Annotated in this window: 16 protein-coding genes; 7 read left to right on the top strand and 9 right to left on the bottom strand. The window is 39.2% G+C overall.

Annotated elements, in window-relative coordinates:
* Window position 1: 1 nt before the first annotated feature.
* Both CVT13_RS09150 and CVT13_RS09145 read right to left on the bottom strand, forming a co-directional pair.
* Complete coding sequence (locus tag CVT13_RS09150; RefSeq protein WP_107812350.1) at window positions 2-670, bottom strand: amino acid ABC transporter permease; 669 nt, start codon at window positions 668-670, stop codon at window positions 2-4.
* Window positions 657-1,310, bottom strand: a complete 654-nt coding sequence (locus CVT13_RS09145; RefSeq protein WP_107812349.1) for an amino acid ABC transporter permease — start codon at window positions 1,308-1,310, stop codon at window positions 657-659. Before CVT13_RS09145 ends, CVT13_RS09150 begins: the two co-directional genes overlap by 14 nt.
* Before the next feature lie 110 nt (window positions 1,311-1,420).
* Here CVT13_RS09145 and CVT13_RS09140 point away from each other — a divergent pair, with 110 nt between their 5' ends.
* From CVT13_RS09140 to CVT13_RS09125, 4 genes are read left to right on the top strand one after another with little or no spacing between them, the layout of a single operon-like run.
* Complete coding sequence (locus CVT13_RS09140; protein ID WP_084110060.1) at window positions 1,421-1,666, top strand: CBU_0592 family membrane protein; 246 nt, start codon at window positions 1,421-1,423, stop codon at window positions 1,664-1,666.
* Window positions 1,663-2,631: an agmatine deiminase family protein gene (locus CVT13_RS09135; protein WP_107812348.1), complete on the top strand. Its 969-nt coding sequence runs from the start codon at window positions 1,663-1,665 to the stop codon at window positions 2,629-2,631. The genes CVT13_RS09140 and CVT13_RS09135 overlap by 4 nt, the downstream gene beginning before the upstream one ends.
* Before the next feature lie 2 nt (window positions 2,632-2,633).
* Window positions 2,634-3,560: a cation diffusion facilitator family transporter gene (locus tag CVT13_RS09130; RefSeq protein ID WP_107812347.1), complete on the top strand. Its 927-nt coding sequence runs from the start codon at window positions 2,634-2,636 to the stop codon at window positions 3,558-3,560.
* A 1-nt stretch (window position 3,561) separates the two neighbouring features.
* Window positions 3,562-4,434 carry a carbon-nitrogen hydrolase gene (locus CVT13_RS09125; protein ID WP_107812346.1) on the top strand — a complete coding sequence of 291 codons (873 nt, stop codon included), beginning with the start codon at window positions 3,562-3,564 and terminating at the stop codon, window positions 4,432-4,434.
* Between the two features lie 26 nt (window positions 4,435-4,460).
* Here the strand turns inward: CVT13_RS09125 and CVT13_RS09120 are convergent, their stop codons facing one another.
* Genes CVT13_RS09120 through CVT13_RS09105 form a run of 4 tightly spaced genes read right to left on the bottom strand, consistent with a single transcriptional unit; the run spans window position 4,461 to window position 7,672 of the window.
* A complete protein-coding gene (locus CVT13_RS09120) occupies window positions 4,461-5,126 on the bottom strand; it encodes a phosphate ABC transporter ATP-binding protein (protein ID WP_107812345.1) in 666 nt (221 codons plus the stop codon).
* The gene (locus tag CVT13_RS09115; RefSeq protein WP_107812344.1) at window positions 5,095-5,952 is read right to left on the bottom strand and encodes a PstA family ABC transporter permease; all 858 of its coding nucleotides are present in this window, start codon (window positions 5,950-5,952) and stop codon (window positions 5,095-5,097) included. The genes CVT13_RS09120 and CVT13_RS09115 overlap by 32 nt, the downstream gene beginning before the upstream one ends.
* Window positions 5,939-6,796, bottom strand: coding sequence for a phosphate ABC transporter permease subunit PstC (pstC, locus tag CVT13_RS09110; protein ID WP_107812343.1), 858 nt, complete (start codon window positions 6,794-6,796; stop codon window positions 5,939-5,941). Before pstC ends, CVT13_RS09115 begins: the two co-directional genes overlap by 14 nt.
* Window positions 6,797-6,799: 3 nt before the next feature.
* Window positions 6,800-7,672 (bottom strand): phosphate ABC transporter substrate-binding protein, encoded by an 873-nt coding sequence (locus CVT13_RS09105; protein WP_107812342.1) that lies wholly within the window; start codon window positions 7,670-7,672, stop codon window positions 6,800-6,802.
* A 315-nt stretch (window positions 7,673-7,987) separates the two neighbouring features.
* On the opposite strand from CVT13_RS09105, the gene CVT13_RS09100 reads away from it, so the two are divergent.
* Window positions 7,988-8,929, top strand: a complete 942-nt coding sequence (locus CVT13_RS09100; protein ID WP_103559235.1) for a TAXI family TRAP transporter solute-binding subunit — start codon at window positions 7,988-7,990, stop codon at window positions 8,927-8,929.
* An 86-nt stretch (window positions 8,930-9,015) separates the two neighbouring features.
* The gene (locus CVT13_RS09095) at window positions 9,016-11,082 is read left to right on the top strand and encodes a TRAP transporter permease (RefSeq protein WP_107812341.1); all 2,067 of its coding nucleotides are present in this window, start codon (window positions 9,016-9,018) and stop codon (window positions 11,080-11,082) included.
* Window positions 11,083-11,221: 139 nt separating this feature from the next.
* Here the strand turns inward: CVT13_RS09095 and CVT13_RS09090 are convergent, their stop codons facing one another.
* The 3 genes from CVT13_RS09090 to CVT13_RS09080 form a co-directional block, all read right to left on the bottom strand.
* Window positions 11,222-11,707 carry a tetratricopeptide repeat protein gene (locus CVT13_RS09090; protein WP_107812340.1) on the bottom strand — a complete coding sequence of 162 codons (486 nt, stop codon included), beginning with the start codon at window positions 11,705-11,707 and terminating at the stop codon, window positions 11,222-11,224.
* A gap of 72 nt (window positions 11,708-11,779) precedes the next feature.
* Window positions 11,780-12,442: a M48 family metallopeptidase gene (locus CVT13_RS09085; RefSeq protein WP_234412010.1), complete on the bottom strand. Its 663-nt coding sequence runs from the start codon at window positions 12,440-12,442 to the stop codon at window positions 11,780-11,782.
* Complete coding sequence (locus CVT13_RS09080) at window positions 12,418-13,737, bottom strand: MATE family efflux transporter (RefSeq protein WP_107812338.1); 1,320 nt, start codon at window positions 13,735-13,737, stop codon at window positions 12,418-12,420. The genes CVT13_RS09085 and CVT13_RS09080 overlap by 25 nt, the downstream gene beginning before the upstream one ends.
* 104 nt (window positions 13,738-13,841) lie before the next feature.
* Between CVT13_RS09080 and abc-f the strand changes: the two genes are divergently transcribed.
* Window positions 13,842-15,773: a ribosomal protection-like ABC-F family protein gene (gene abc-f, locus CVT13_RS09075; RefSeq protein WP_107812337.1), complete on the top strand. Its 1,932-nt coding sequence runs from the start codon at window positions 13,842-13,844 to the stop codon at window positions 15,771-15,773.
* Window positions 15,774-15,779 lie beyond the last annotated feature (6 nt).

Genomic DNA, 15,779 nt, shown 5'->3' with positions numbered 1-15,779 from the left:
TTTAGCTCCATTTTTCTTCTAGTTTTTTTGATAATTTTGAGACTGGATAGCAGATCGCAAAATATAAAAAGAATATGAGCGTGTATATCCAAAATGGCGCCATAGGATTTGTAAATACATTTCGCTCGATGATCTGCTGACTGACTTTGACCACCTCTACAACGCCGATTAGTACGACGATAGAGGTTGTTTTTATCATACGGCTTAGTAAATTTACAGCTCCAGGCACTAGCCTTCTTGTGGCAAGTGGGATAATGACGTGAGAGTAAATTTGAAATTTACTAAGTCCAAGCGATGCGGCTGATTCAAATTGATGTTTTGGTATTGATGTTATTGCGCCACGCACGATGTCCATCATTTCAAAAATTCCCCACAAGCTAAAGACGATGAGTGAGGCTGTAAATGCTGAAATGTGGATATCAAACGCCTTACTGACACCAAAATAAAATAAAAATAGCCAAACGATCTGAGGCATTATGCGAACGATTTCTAGGCAAATTTTTAAAATAAAATAGATAAATTTGTTTTTCATGCTCATAAGCACGCCAAACACTAAGCCACCGATTATAGAGATAAAAATAGAGATAAATGAAATTTCTGTGCTAATGACTAGACCTTCAAAGAGCCTTAGTAAATTTTGTGTATCAAATAATATACTAACTCCTTGCATTTCTCACCCTTTTTTCGACATAGCTAAGCACCAGCGAGACTGGCAAGATGATGATGAGATAGCTAATTACTAGCATAAAAAGCGCTTCATCTGTTTTGTAGTAAAGCCCAATGAGATCCTTTGCGACGTAAACTAGATCAGCAAGTGCTACGATACTAACGATGCTTGTCTCTTTTAGTAAAAAGATAATATTTGCGCTAATACTTGGCACCGCTACGCTAAATGCTTGAGGTAAGATAACATATCTTAACAGCTGATTTTTACTAAGTGCGATGCTAAGACCTGCTTCTATTTGCGACTTTCTAACCGCCTCAAAGCCAAGTCTAAAACTCTCACTCATGTAACTACCACCAAGAAAGCTAAGCCCAGCGACCGCACAGGCAAAGCCACTCATTGACACTCCAAGCTTTGGCAAGCCGTAGTATAAAAAGAAAAGCTGTATAAGAAGTGGTGTATTTCTTGAGAGCTCGACGTAGCAGTCGATCATTTTTGATAGAAATTTTAGCTTGTAAAATTTCACAGCCATACAAAAAATACCGATCAAAATAGAAAAAACGATCCCTAAAAAGGCAATCTCACAGGTAAGCACTCCGGCTTTAACATAAAGCGGATAAAATTTCTCAATAAACTCAAAATCCATAAAACTTTAATCCAATCTGAAAAATGGAGTTATTTTATCTTATAATCATAAATTTAAAACTAATTAGATATGATCTTGCTTTAAATTTAAGCTTGCAAAAAGGATAAAATTTGATCGATCTTTTTCAGATCATCGGCTTTTTAGGGATGATTTGTATCGTGATGGGCTACTTTTTACTTCAGATCGGCCGCCTAAATAGCCGCGATCTAGCCTATCAGATAATAAATTTAGCAGGTGCGGTGCTACTTATCATCTCGCTTTTTGTGCACTTTAACCTCGGTTCATTTTTGATAGAGGTCTTTTGGATATTCATTACGATTTATGGAATTTATAAAATTTATAAGGAGAGAGCGTGAGAGCTTACGCAGAGTGGGAAGAGCAGGAGCTTTTGTTTTTGTCGCTGCCACATAGTAAGAGCGACTGGGAGCCTTATTTAGAGGAGATTTTAGCTAGTTATGAAGAGCTAGTGGCTGCTATTACGCCGTTTGAAAAGGTAGTGCTCATCTGCCCTGATGAGGCAAATTTTTCTAGGTTTAAGAAATTTAAAAATGTTGAGTTTGTTAAGCTTGATACTGATGATACTTGGATCAGAGACTACGGTATGATCGACGTTTATGCTGAAGATGGCGTAAAGAGCTACGACTTTAAATTTAACGCTTGGGGCGGTAAATTTAAGAGCTCAAAAGATGATGCCATAAATTTAGAGCTAGCTAAAATTTACAAAACCAAGCTTGAGCCAGTTGATATGATACTAGAGGGTGGAAGTGTCGAGTTTAATGGAGATGGCGTGCTTTTAACCACCTCAAAATGCCTGCTAAATGAAAATAGAAACAAGACTCTTAGTAAAGAGCAGATCGAGGAGAAGCTAAAGAGTTTGTTTAGCTTAAAGTGTATCATCTGGCTTGAAAGTGGTTTTATAAAAGGCGATGACACAGATAGCCACATCGATACTTTAGCGCGTTTTATCACGCCTGATACTATCGCTTACGCAGCTTGCGATGACGAGAGTGACGAGCACTTTGATGAGCTAAAAAAGATGGAAGAAGAGCTTAAAAAAACTGGCTTTAAGCTGCTTGCTCTGCCACTTCCTAAGCCTAAATTTTATGAGGGCAAAAGGCTTGGCTGCACCTATGCAAACTTTATCTTTATAAATGGTGCGCTAATCGTGCCAACATATAACGACGAAAACGATGAAAAGGTGCTAAATTTACTAGCCCGTGCGCTTCCAGATAGAAAGATCATCGGTGTAAATTCGCTAGTTTTTGTGCGTCAAAATGGCTCGCTTCACTGCTCAAGCCAAAATAGATACAAAAGGTTTTAGCCTTGTCAAGTCCGTTTGATTATGAGTTTAACCGCATAAATAAGCAGGAGTGCACGCAGGGCGAAAATAAGGCTGTTATCGTAGCTGGAGCTTGTGCCTTTTTGCTCGCACTTGTGAAATTTACAGCTGGGCTTTTTAGCGGCTCGGTCGCTGTGCTTGGCTCGGCGATTGACTCGATGCTTGATTTTATAGTCTCGCTTTTAAATTTATTTGCGCTTAGAAAGTCAAGAAAGCAAGCTGATGAGAGATTTAACTTTGGCTACACAAAGCTAGAGGCCTTGGCAGCGCTATTTGAGTGCGTCATTATCGTGGCTGCTTCTGGATATATTTTTTATGAGAGTATTAAAAAATTTAGCGAGCCAAATTTAGAGATAGACCTTGGTTTAAGCCTTGGTGTGATGGTGTTTTCGGTCGTAGTAACGCTATGTTTGGTGCTATTTTTAAACCAAATTTCTAAAAAAAGTGGAAACCTTATCATAAAAGCAGACGCGCTGCACTATAAGATCGACCTTTTTAGCAACCTTGCTGTCATTATTTCTCTTCTTATCATTAAATTTAGCGGATTTGTGATGATAGATGCGATCTTTGGCATCGTGATAAGCGGCTACATCGCTCAAAGCGCTATAAATTTAGGTAAAGACGCCTTTGGTGTCTTGCTAGATCATGCTGCAAGCCCTGAGGTCACAGCTGAGATCATCAAGATGATAAAGGCAAAGCAGAGGATTTCAGACTTTCACTACCTAAACACGAGACAGAGCGCAAATACCATATTTTTAACGCTGCATTTAGTTTTTGACAAAGATATCTCGCTTTACGACGCGCACGAGGTGGCCGACTCGCTTGAAGCCGAGATAAGAGAGAAATTTAAGGAATTTTCGTGGCAGATAACCACGCATTTAGACCCATACAACGACAAAGAAGGGAGATGAGATGAAAGTAGCACTACTTCAACAAGAATTTAAAGGAACAAAAGAGGCAACCATCGCAAAGACGCTTGAGCTAATCGCCGAGGCAAAAAAAGGTGGCGCTGATCTAGTTGTCTGCCAAGAGCTGCACCAGACGCAATACTTTTGCCAAAGCGAGGATACAAAATTCTTTGATCACGCAAACGACTGGCAAGAGGATGTCGCTTTTTGGGGTAGGGTAGCAAAAGAAAATGGCGTGGTTTTAGTCACTTCACTCTTTGAAAAGAGGGCTGACGGACTTTATCACAACACCGCCTTTGTCTTTGAGCGTGACGGCAGCGTGGCTGGCAAATACCGAAAAATGCACATCCCTGATGATCCTGGATTTTACGAGAAATTTTACTTCACGCCTGGTGACATTGGCTTTGAGCCAGTTGAAACTAGCCTTGGCAAGCTTGGCGTTTTGGTCTGTTGGGATCAGTGGTATCCAGAGGCAGCAAGGCTGATGGCGCTAAAAGGGGCGAAAATTCTCATCTATCCAACGGCTATTGGCTGGTTTGAAGGCGATAGTGATGATGAAAAGTCAAGACAGCTTGAAGCGTGGGTGGCGGTGCAAAGAGGTCACAGTGTGGCAAATGGCCTGCCAGTTGTTGCAGTAAATCGTGTGGGCTTTGAAAAAGATGATAGCGGCGTGATGGATGGGATAAAATTTTGGGGAAATAGTTTTGTTTTTGGGCCACAAGGCGAGCAGCTTTTCCGTGCAAATAGCACAGATGAGCTTTGCAAGATCGTTGAAATAGATATGAAAAGAAGTGAAGAAGTGCGAAGAATTTGGCCATTTTTAAGAGACCGCAGGATCGATGCCTACGCAAATATCACAAAGAGGTTTATCGACTAAATTTAGAGCTAGAATTTCTAGCTCTTTTAAAATGTAAATTTCTTATCTACGATGCGAACTATCCTGCCGCCAAGCCTTTTTGCCTGCTCTTCATTGTGCGTGGTGATGATGATAGTGTATCTTTGCGATAAGCTTCTTAAAAGCTCCTCTACGATTAAGACATTTTTCATATCAAGCGACGAGCAAGGCTCATCAAGAATGAGCACTTCAGGCTTTGTGGTTAGCATCCTTGCGATGCAAAGTCTTTGCTTTTGACCGCCAGAGAGCTTGCTAGCTGGCATATCTAGGTAGCTTATTTCACCTAGTAAATTTACGCTTTTTAAGAGCTCTTCTACTCTTTTTTGCTTATCTTTTATACTACCCTCATAAAATTCCATCGCATAGGTCAAATTTCTCTCGACGCTAAAAGGAAAGAGCGTGGCGTCTTGAAAGAGTATGGCTAGGTTTCGTCTTAGCCAAATTTCGCCCTTATCTTTGATATTTTCGCCTTTAAATAATATCTCTCCGCTATATCTGCCGCCCTTTTGCTCCAAAAAGCCATTTAGCGCTGATAGAAATGTCGATTTGCCACATCCTGAGCTGCCCATTAGACAGATGATCTCGTTTTGAGCGATGTTTAAATTTAGATCTTTTAAAATTTCATTATCTTGATAAAAAATACTAAGATCTTTTATGTTTAAAATATCTGGCAATTTTCTCTCCTATATCAAATAAAACTACGGCTGAAAGCAGGTGCAAAATGATCAGTATAAAAATGAGTACGAGCGCCGTGGCGTAGGCATTTTGCGTTGCGACTGACTGGCTTAGGAGCATATGCAGGTGAAAAGGTAGTGCCATGACCGGCGAGAGTAGGCCTTCGGCCTTTGCCATGAAGACAACCCCTGTTAAAAGTAGTGGCGCAGTTGCCCCTATGGCGTAGCTGCCAGCAAGTATCAAGATCGATATGATATTTTTTCTAATAGTTGGCAAAACAAGCTTTCTAGCCATGAAATTTTTATCAACGCCAAGCGCGAAGCTATCTCTTAACATCTTTTCATCTATCTGCGAGATCACCTTTTCTGTGCTAACTTCAACAAATGGAAAGACCATCAAAGCAAGCGTAATGCTAGCTGTTAGCAGGCTCTTTGGGATATCAAGACTAACGATAAAAAGCCCATAAACAAACATCCCAAGCAATATAGAGGGTATGGAGGCCATCGTTTGGATGATAAATTTAAGCCCAAGCTTTATCGTGCTAGAGGTGCAGTAAATTTGCCTATAAATGGCGCAGCTAACACCAAGTAGTGCAGAAAATATCATGGATAGTATCATCAGCAAAAATGAGCCTATGATAGCGTCTTTTATGCCGCCACTCTCACCTAAATTTAAACCTTGCGGATTTTTGGTTAGAAAGTCTAAATTTATCTGAGAGATGCCATTTGCAAAGATGAAATAAAATATCCAAAATATCACCGCAATCACTATAAATACGCAAAGATAAGCATAAAATTTGACTATAAAATCTTTAAAAGCGTTCATTGTTTTTCTTAAATTTAAAGATAAAAATATTTAGCAAAAATATAAAAACAAGTAGGACAAATCCGCTTGCTATTAGGGCGTGATAGTGCAAGCTACCAGCCTCGCTCATGCCCATTTCAAGGGCTATTAGAGATGGTATGGTCTGAGCTTTTGAGAGCAGGTGCGGAAAAAGCGGGGTGTTGCCTATGACCATCATCACAGCCATAGTCTCGCCAGCTGCTCTTGAAAATGCGAGTATAAAGCCTGAAATGCTAGCTTTTATGGATTTTCTAAAAATGACTTTTCTTATAAAATATCCAGTGCTTACGCCAAGCGCGTCTGAGTTTGTTTTGAAATTTTGCTTTAGCAGACCCACGCTTTGGAGCAAGTGCGAGGTAAAAAAGGGCAGTATCATGACGCTAAGGATGAGGCTAGCTGCCAAGACTGACTCGCCAGCGGACATTTTTAGCCCTGACTCTAAAATTTTTACAACTGTGTAAAGCGCAAAAAATCCATATATGATAGATGGTATGCCAGCTAGTATCCGTATCATCCAGTCTAGCACGTGCCTAAGCCAGGCGCTCGCAAAAAAGCAGATAAAAATAGTAACGCCAAGCGAGACAAAAAATGAAAATATGCAAGCTAAAAACGCAACTACAAAATTTGCGACTAGGATGTTAAACAGCCCAAAGCTAAAAGGCTCTGTGCTAACGTTCCAGTCGCTATTTAGTAAAAAGTCAAAGAGGCTTACTTCTGCAAAGAAACTCGTGGAATTTATCAGTAAAAATCCCACAAGCAAAAGCAAAAGCATGGCGGATAAAAGTGTAAAAAGATATATCGCGCCTTTAAAAATTTGCCCCGTCATTGGCTATTTTACTGGTATAAATCCCATTTTTTCGATAGTCTTTTGACCTTCGGCTGAATTTAACACATCAACAAAAATTTGCTCACTCTTGCTTAGATCGCCACTTTTTACGATGATGAGTGGACGAGAGATGTAGTATTTGCCATCAACTATGTTTTTAACAGTTGGCTCCACACCGTCAACGTTTAGTGGTATTAGCTTGCCTTTGTTTTGGTTTGTGATACCAAAAGAAGCGTAGCCAATAGCGTTTTTATTTTCGATGATCTTTGATACAAGCGCGCCCATGGAAGGTGATTGGATGACGTTTTTACTAACTTTGACATCTTTCATGATCTTTTTTTGAAATACCTCGTGAGCACCGCCGCCAAGATCTCTTGTAACTACGACTATTTCGTCATTTGGTAGGGACTTGTCAAGGTCGCTCCACTTTTTGTACTCGCCTGAGAAAATTTTGACGATCTCATCTTTGTTTAAATTTCCACCCTTTAGCTTTATCACCTCATTTTCTGGGTTTACAGCCACGCAAAGTGCGTCTATGCCAAGCGTATAGGCTTTCATATCCTTTATCTTTGCTTTTTCGCTATCTTTTATATCGCGAGCTAGCATACCAAAGTCAGCGACATGATTAAGCACGGCTTTTACGCCAGCACCTGAGCCACCAGCTGAGACAAAAATAGTGATATTTTTATTTGGCAAAGAGCTATCTACTTTATCCCAAGTCTCGTATTTTTCAATAAAGTCGGTTGAAATTTTAGCAATGACTGGAGCTAGAGTAGATGAGCCACTAAAGCTAACTTGCGTTTTTTCATCCGCGCCAGAAGCGAAATTTAAAGATAAAAGTAGCATAGAAGCAGCCAACATAAGTGATTTTTTCATAAAAACCTCCAAAATTTGATTGTTATTAACATTTGTAAAAGCTATTGATTAGTTGTAAATTTGCAACAGTTTTTTCTAAAACTTAGAACTGCGGTGGATTATACAATAAAAAATGATATTTAAATAGCCGGTTTATCAAATTTATTTTGGCTGATAAAGAAATATAAATTTAATCTTAAGAAAATATTTTTTTAAGTCTTGATTGTGTAGAATGGTTGCAACTTTACCAAAACGGCATGAAAATATCATATTAAATAAGGTAAAAAGCTAAATTTATAGAATAAAATAGCCTTAAATTTCTTGAAAGGATCTTAGATGAAAACTACTTCTTTGGCACTTGCTGGCTTGCTTTTAGCAACAACTCTTTCAGCAAAAGAATTTATCAGTATCGGTACTGGCGGCATGACAGGCACTTATTATCCGATAGGTGGAGCGATTTGCCGTTTAGCAAACAAAAATACTAATGTAAAATGCTCAGTCCAATCAACTGGCGGCTCAGTCTATAACGTGAATAACGTCCTCAAAAAAGAGCTTACATTTGGCTTTGTTCAAAGTGACGTTGTCTATGATAAATATAACGGCACTGGCAAATTTGACGGAGCGAAAGATGAAAATTTACGTTCAGTAGTTGCTATCTATCCAGAGCTTCTTGCATTTGTTGTAGCAAAAGATAGCGGTCTAACAAGCGATCTTGCTTCATTTGCAGGCAAAAAATACAACGTCGGAAACCCAGGCAGTGGCAACGAAGTGAGCACGCTTGAAGTCTTTAAAGCAAAAGGCTTTGACGTTTCAAAACTAGGATACCGCGGCGTTTTAACAGTTGGCGAATGCCCACACGCACTAAAAGATAAAAAGATAGACGGATACAGCTTTGTCGTCGGCCACCCAACTGCAAACATCACTGATGCTGCGACATCTTTGCCGATTGATATCCTAAATATCGAAGGCAGCGAGATCGATAATCTTCTTAAAGAGAAGCCATACTTCGCAAAAGGTGTGATCCCAAAAGGCTCGTATGACGGCGTTGATCACGATGTAAATACTATCGGTGTAAAAGCTGTTTTGGTAACTAATAAAGATACAAAAGATGAGGCTGTAAAAGCTGTGATAAAAGCTATTTTAGATAATTTTGATGAGTACAAAACTCTTCACCCAGCGCTAAAATCAGTAAACAAAGAAGATCTTGTTCAAGGTCTTTCAGCTCCGCTTCACCCAGCTGCAGAGGCTGCATTTAAAGAGGCTGGCATCTTAAAATAATGTAAATTTCCAGGGGCTTTTGCCTCTGGATAAAATTTAAATATGCAAATTTTTTAATTTTTATATTTAAATTTTAAAGGAGAGAGATGAACGAAGTCAAAGACAACGAAGAACAATTTGTCGAAGTAAAAACAAGGGAGATAAATAGCAATTTTTACAACTATTTCATTGCGATCGTATGCTTTTCCTGGTCAGTTTTTCAGCTTTATATAGCTTATTTTCCGCTAAATACCAACATTTCGCGCTCAATTCACCTAGCCTTTGCGGTGGGTCTTGTATTTTTGCTTTATCCAGTCACTTTTCATAAAAAGGCACATTCTAGTTTGCCATTTTACGATCTAGTTTTTTGCGTGGTAGGCGTTGTTGCTGTGCTTTATCCAGCGGTTTATTTTTATGAGCTAGCTGATAGGACAGGGGACTACATTACACAAGATATTGTCATATCGTTTCTAGCGATCATTGTCTTGCTTGAGGCTGGTAGGCGCGTAATGGGACCAGCACTTCCAATTATTTGTATATTATTTTTGATATATGATCACTTTGGTCCTTATATGCCAGACATCATCGCTCATCAAGGTGCCAGCTTTGAAAAGATCGCAGGTCATATGTTTTTAACGACAGAGGGCATCTTTGGTGTGCCTATCGGAGTTAGCGTTAGTTTTATCTATCTTTTTGTTCTTTTTGGCTCATTGCTTGAGAGGGCAGGTGCTGGGCAATATTTCATAAATTTAGCTTTCTCTCTTCTTGGAAAATATAGAGGCGGTCCGGCTAAGGCCTCGGTCATCGCAAGTGGCCTAACAGGCATGGTTTCAGGAAGCTCCACAGCAAATGTTGTAACAGTTGGTACATTTACCATACCACTTATGAAAAAAGCCGGTCTTTCACGCACAAAAGCTGGAGCCATCGAGGTAGCAGCTGGCGTAAATGGCCAGCTTATGCCTCCGATTATGGGCGCAGCTGCTTTTATTATCGCTGAGTTTTTAGGCATGACATATACAAATGTCATGATGGCAGCGGTAATTCCGGCTTTTGCTTGCTATTTGTCACTATTTTTTATCGTTCATTTAGAGAGCGTGAAGCTTGGCTTAAAAGGTATAAATCAAAGCGAGTTTCACTCAAGATTTAAAATTTTTGTAAGCGGACTTCACTATATAACTCCGATTTTGATTTTGCTTTATACGCTATTAATCGCAAAAGAGTCAGCCATCGCTGCAGCATTTAATGCGATTGGATTTTTATTTTTAATAATGATCTTTCAAGAGCCAGTTAAAAAACTAGCAAGTGGCGAAAAAGTTGGAATAAATGATGTGTTAATAGGCTTTGAAGATATATTTTGGGCGATGGTTGCAGCCGCAAAAAGTATGACAACGATCGCTATAGCAACCGCACTTGCAGGTATCATCGTGGGCTCTATCTCTTTAACTGGCCTTGGCCAAGTACTTTCAGATTTAGTTGAGCTACTTGCTGGTGATAATATAGTTATGATATTGCTTCTTACTGCGATGATGTCACTTATACTAGGAATGGGCCTTCCAACGACTGCAAACTACATCGTAGTTTCAAGTCTTGTGGCACCTGTCATTTTATTTTTGGCGCACAAAAATGGCTTTTTGATCCCAGCCATTGCTGTGCATCTTTTTGTATTTTACTTTGGAATTTTAGCTGATGACACGCCGCCAGTTGGCATCGCAGCTTATGCAGCAGCTGGTATCGCCAAAGCAAATCCTATAACCGTTGGCGTTCAAGGATTCTTTTATGATCTAAGAACGGCGATCTTGCCATTTGCCTTTTTCTTTAACAATAAACTTATGCTAATAGAAAGCGTAAATGAGGGCGACCCGCTTGATTCAAAAGGAATAGTCTGGATGAGCAATCCACTTGAAATTTTACTTGTCTTTGGTATGGCGATCGTGGGAATGTTTGCATTTTCAAGCTTACTTCAAGGCTACTATGTCACAAAGCTTAGAATTTGGGAGCGTATTCTTTTGATCCCTGTTGTGCCACTAGCTCTTGTACCAAATATATGTGTGAAATTTAATCTTATACCAAACGAATACACTGCTTATATCGTAGCTGCTGTACTTTATGGATTTGTTTTTATGACTCAATGGGGCATTAAAGACAAACCACTTGATCAAATAAAAATAATCTAATCTTAGGCAAGAGTACTCTTGCCTAAATTTCTAATATAAATTTTTAGAGCCACCTTTATACTTTGAGTAACTTTTATTTAAAATAAGTGTTTTTTGGATTTTTTGTTTTAAGAAATTTTTAGGCTTGTAAGCCTAAAAATTATAGTTGTTTTGAGCGTCTTAGATCTCCTGCAAATTCGCAAGACATCTTATCGCCTAATTCGCAGCCTTTTACTAAAAATTCATAAGCTTTTTTAAATTCTTTAGCTTCTATCAAGATAGAACCTACCATCTCGCAAGAATATCCATCATTCTTATCACAAGCTTTGTTAAAAAGCTCTCTTGCTTTTTGTGGTTCAGATTTTAGATAGATGCCGCCAGCTGCCGAGCAACCCTCTTTTTCACCGCTTTGGCAAGCTTTATTATAATACTCCAAAGCCTTGTCTAGATCTGGTGTTGCTGTTTTGCCTAGCTGATAAATGGCGCCAGTTTTTACACATGATTTTGCATCATTTTCTGCACATCCTGCTTCAAATTTGGTTAAAGCTTCTTTGAAATTCGAGCTCCCATATGCCTTTAGTCCATCTTCAAAGTTACCTGCAAAAGCACAAGCAGCTACAAGCGAGATAAAAATCATTTTTTTCATTGAAATTCCCTTTTTGTGAATTAACATGCAATTTTAGCATATTAATTTTTACACTTACTTGATGAAAATAAATTACACTCTTAAAATTCTCTCTTGCTCTTTATAATCAGGCATGATACGTTCTATAAATTTATAAAAGCTGCTTTGATGATGTGGATAGAGTAGGTGTGTAAGCTCATGAAGTACTACGTAGCGCACGGCTGAGATGGGTTTTTCGATGAGCCTTAGACTTAAGTTTATATAGCCTTTTTTGTGATTGCAGCTACCCCAGCGAGTTTTGCTATTTCGTATTACGATGCGGTTAATTGGCCTATCAATAAAAGGCTCAAAATGGCTTATGAGCTCCAAAAATATCTCTTTTACCTTTGCTTTTTTAAAACGATCAAGGGCCTTTAAATTTGGCGTTATGATAAATTTGTCTTCAAAAAATGGTTGCTTCACGCTCTCATCAAATTTTATCTTATAAATTTCTCCAAGAAATTTCATTTCATCATCTTTTGGCAAATTTGCAAGTGCTTTTTTGTGGGAATTTTCAAGCCAAATTTTATGACTTTCTAAAAATGCCAAAGCCATCTTTTGTGTGCTGTAAAATGGCATAGAAAGCGTGATCTTAGCATCTTTGCCAACTCTTAGGCGCATGGCTCTTACATTTTTTTTAAAATTTATTAAGACGCTTAGACCATAAAAGTCTAAGATTACGCTTTTTTGCCTCAAACTAGGCGTTTTGACTGCCATTTTTTGCTTCTCCAGCGCCATGTATTTGCAAGGCCTCTTAGCCATTCATCAGCACAAAACCCTATCCAAACGCCGATAATTCCCCAGCCAAGATAGATACCTAAAAAATATCCAAGCGGTAGTGAAAGCCCCCACATGAAGATAAGGCCAGTCGCAAGAGGAAATTTCGCGTCACCACTTGCGCGAAGGGCATTTACGATGACGATGTTAAAGGTTCTACCTGCTTCAAGAAATATCGAAAGTGTAAAAAGTGGCAACATGATCGCACGTAAATTTTCGTTTAAATTTAGTGCGTCCATGATTTGATGCTTTAGTGCATAAGCTATAAGCACGACTACAAGCGTTATAAAAACGCCGAGTCTTAGCGCCCTAAATGTCCTTGCATAGGCCTCGTTAAACTCGCTTGCTCCAACTAAATGTCCTACAATGACCTCGTTTGCCACGCTAATGCTCGCTCCACAAAGCAAGATAAGAAGCGTGATCTGAAAATAAATGGTCTGCACGCTTAGGCTAGCCTCGCCCATGCTTGCCACAAAGCCAAAAGCGACCATGTATTGCGCCATCCATAGTAAATTTTCGCCTGCGCTTGGAAGACCGATTGAGAGAATTTTCTTTAAAATTTCAAATGGCACGACAAGTAGCTTTTTAAAGTAAATTTTAACTTTTGCCTTTTGACTTAGCATATAAGCTAGCACAAAAATGCCTACTAATCTGCCAACAAGTGTCGAGAGAGCGACTCCTTGTAAGCCTAAATTTGGTAGATTAAACCAGCCAAAAAGGGAGATGGCATTGCCTAAAATTGTAATTACGTTCATCAAAACTGAAGTTAGCATAACAGCAGTTGCTAGATTATAAACACGAAGCACCGCAGCTAGCACCATACCGATACCATCAAAAAGTAGAGCAAAGCCAAGGATGTGAAGATATGAGAAGCTATCATTTATAAGCTCTTTTGGCACGTTTAGTAAATTTAAGATGTTGTAGCCAAAGACGTAGATAACGATAGCCGAAAAGATACCAAAGAGCGTATTTGACGTGATACTTGCGTGTATGACGTTTGAAGCAAGATCGTTCTTTTTAGCTCCCAGTGCTTGGGCGACGACAACTGAACAGCCAATGCTTAGGAAGTTAAAAATGGTCATAAAAAGATCCATCACTTGATTGCCCGCACCCATTGCACCGACTAGATGCACACTCACTTTTGTCACCATGTAGGTGTTGATGATGAGCGTAATAAAGTGTAAAAACATATCCAAAAATATCGGAACTACGAGTTTTCTCATAGATAAGTTCATTAAATTTTCCTTAATTATTTTAAAAATTTTGGCGATTATAGCCAAAATTAGGTTTTAGCTCCCTTTTTGATATAATCGCGAGAAATTTAAAAAATGAGAGAAAAATGGCATTAATCGACCTGATAGACGTAAGTAAAAAATTTGGTGCAAATGAGATTTTAAACGCTGTAAATTTTAGTGTAAATGAAAATGAAAAAATAGCGATCATCGGTAAAAATGGCAGCGGCAAAAGCACGCTTATGAAGATCATCTCTGGCGAGGTGGCAGTTGATAGTGGAAGACGCATAGTGCAAAGCTTAATAAGCGTCGAGATGCTAGCTCAAACTCCAAATTTTAACGCAACTTTTACCGTAAGGCAGGCACTAAATAACGAGCTAAAAGAGATATTTGATGCGATAAGCGAATATGAAAAGAGTGGCGTTTTACTAGCAAATGATCCAGAGAACAAAGAAATTTTAAAAGAGCAAGAGAGGCTTTTAAAATTTATAGAGGCAAAGGATGGCTGGAATATCGAGCATAAGATCGAGCGAATTTTGCAAGAATTTAAGCTAAAAGAGTATGAAAATAGACCCATTTGCTCGCTAAGTGGCGGCGAGATCAGACGCGTGGCACTGGGTGCGCTCATCCTTAAAAAGCCAGATGTGTTGCTACTTGATGAGCCGACAAACCACCTTGATGTTTACATGGTCAAATTTCTTGAAGATATGCTAAAGAGCTCAAATCAAAGCATAGTTTTTATAAGCCACGATAGGTATTTTATCGATGCGCTAGCAACTAGGTGCGTTGAGGTTGAGGATGCAAGCTTAAAAAATTTTGAGGGCGGATATGCAAACTATCTAACCAAAAAAGAGGAAATTTTAGCAAGCCTTGCAAAGTCGCATGAGACGCTGCTAAAACAGCTAAAGGCTGAAGAGGAGTGGCTAAGAAGAGGCGTAAAAGCTAGGCTAAAGCGAAACGAGGGCAGAAAAGAGCGGGTGCTCGCTATGCGTGAAGAGGCTAAGAAAAATCCAGGTGTGATAAGGCGTGTGAGACTTGAGCTAGAGCGTGCGAGTAAAAATTTCAACCAAACGCAGAGCCAAAACCGCAAAAAAATGCTCTTTGAGTTTAAAAATTTAAGCAAAAGCATAGATGGTAGGGTGCTTTTTGAGAAATTTGACGCAAGAGTTTTACAAGGCGAGAGGATTGCCATAGTGGGGCGAAATGGTAGCGGCAAAAGCACGCTACTTAAAATTTTGTTAGGGCTTGAGCAGCCAAGTAGTGGCGAGATAAAAAGAGGCGAGGTAAGTATTGGCTACTTTGATCAAGCTAGAAATGTCCTTGATGATGACAAGAGCCTTATCGAGACATTTTGTCCAAATGGCGGCGATCACGTGCTGGTTCGTGGGCGAAATATGCATGTTTATGGTTATCTTAAAAATTTCCTCTTTCCAAAGGAATTTTTAGATAAAAAGATAGGCGTTTTAAGTGGCGGCGAGAAAAACCGCGTCGCGCTTGCACTTCTTTTTACTAAAACTTACGATGTACTGGTACTTGACGAGCCGACAAATGACCTTGATATCGCAACTATCAATATCTTAGAAGACTACTTGCAAAGCTTTGAGGGAGCGATCTTGCTAGTTAGCCATGATAGATATTTCGTCGATAAGATGGCAAATAAGCTTTGGGCATTTGAGAGCACAAAGATAAATGTCTTACATGAAGAGTATAGTGTCTATTTGGAGCTTGAAGACGAGCTAAAAGAGCTTGATAAATTTGAAAAAGAGCTAACAAATAGCCAAAATGAAGCTAAACAAAAGAGCAAAACCGGCGTAAAGCTAAGCTACAAACAAACGCAAATTTTAAATACATATCCAGATAAAATTTCGGCCCTTGAAGCAAAAATTTCTGAGCTAAATGAAGGTTTAAGCGATCCAAAAATTTATCAAGAAGTGGGGCTAACTAAGCTTTATGAAGAACTTGAAAAGGCAAAAACTGAGCTTGAGTGCCTAGAAAATGAGTACTTTGAAGTGCTTGAGATCGCCGAGGCACTGGAGTAGGGAAGA

Origin of the sequence: Campylobacter concisus (genome assembly GCF_003049085.1) — a bacterium.
Lineage (GTDB): Bacteria > Campylobacterota > Campylobacteria > Campylobacterales > Campylobacteraceae > Campylobacter_A > Campylobacter_A concisus_H.
This window is presented reverse-complemented; position numbering and strand designations above follow the sequence as displayed.

Coding starts and splice junctions, on each gene's coding strand:
- CVT13_RS09150 (WP_107812350.1), bottom strand. CDS start 670: ATGCAAGGAGTTAGTATATTATTTGATACACAAAATTTACTAAGGCTC.
- CVT13_RS09145 (WP_107812349.1), bottom strand. CDS start 1,310: ATGGATTTTGAGTTTATTGAGAAATTTTATCCGCTTTATGTTAAAGCC.
- CVT13_RS09125 (WP_107812346.1), top strand. CDS start 3,562: ATGAAAGTAGCACTACTTCAACAAGAATTTAAAGGAACAAAAGAGGCA.
- CVT13_RS09115 (WP_107812344.1), bottom strand. CDS start 5,952: ATGAACGCTTTTAAAGATTTTATAGTCAAATTTTATGCTTATCTTTGC.
- pstC (WP_107812343.1), bottom strand. CDS start 6,796: ATGACGGGGCAAATTTTTAAAGGCGCGATATATCTTTTTACACTTTTA.
- CVT13_RS09105 (WP_107812342.1), bottom strand. CDS start 7,672: ATGAAAAAATCACTTATGTTGGCTGCTTCTATGCTACTTTTATCTTTA.
- CVT13_RS09100 (WP_103559235.1), top strand. CDS start 7,988: ATGAAAACTACTTCTTTGGCACTTGCTGGCTTGCTTTTAGCAACAACT.
- CVT13_RS09095 (WP_107812341.1), top strand. CDS start 9,016: ATGAACGAAGTCAAAGACAACGAAGAACAATTTGTCGAAGTAAAAACA.
- CVT13_RS09090 (WP_107812340.1), bottom strand. CDS start 11,707: ATGAAAAAAATGATTTTTATCTCGCTTGTAGCTGCTTGTGCTTTTGCA.
- CVT13_RS09085 (WP_234412010.1), bottom strand. CDS start 12,442: ATGGCAGTCAAAACGCCTAGTTTGAGGCAAAAAAGCGTAATCTTAGAC.
- CVT13_RS09080 (WP_107812338.1), bottom strand. CDS start 13,737: ATGAACTTATCTATGAGAAAACTCGTAGTTCCGATATTTTTGGATATG.
- abc-f (WP_107812337.1), top strand. CDS start 13,842: ATGGCATTAATCGACCTGATAGACGTAAGTAAAAAATTTGGTGCAAAT.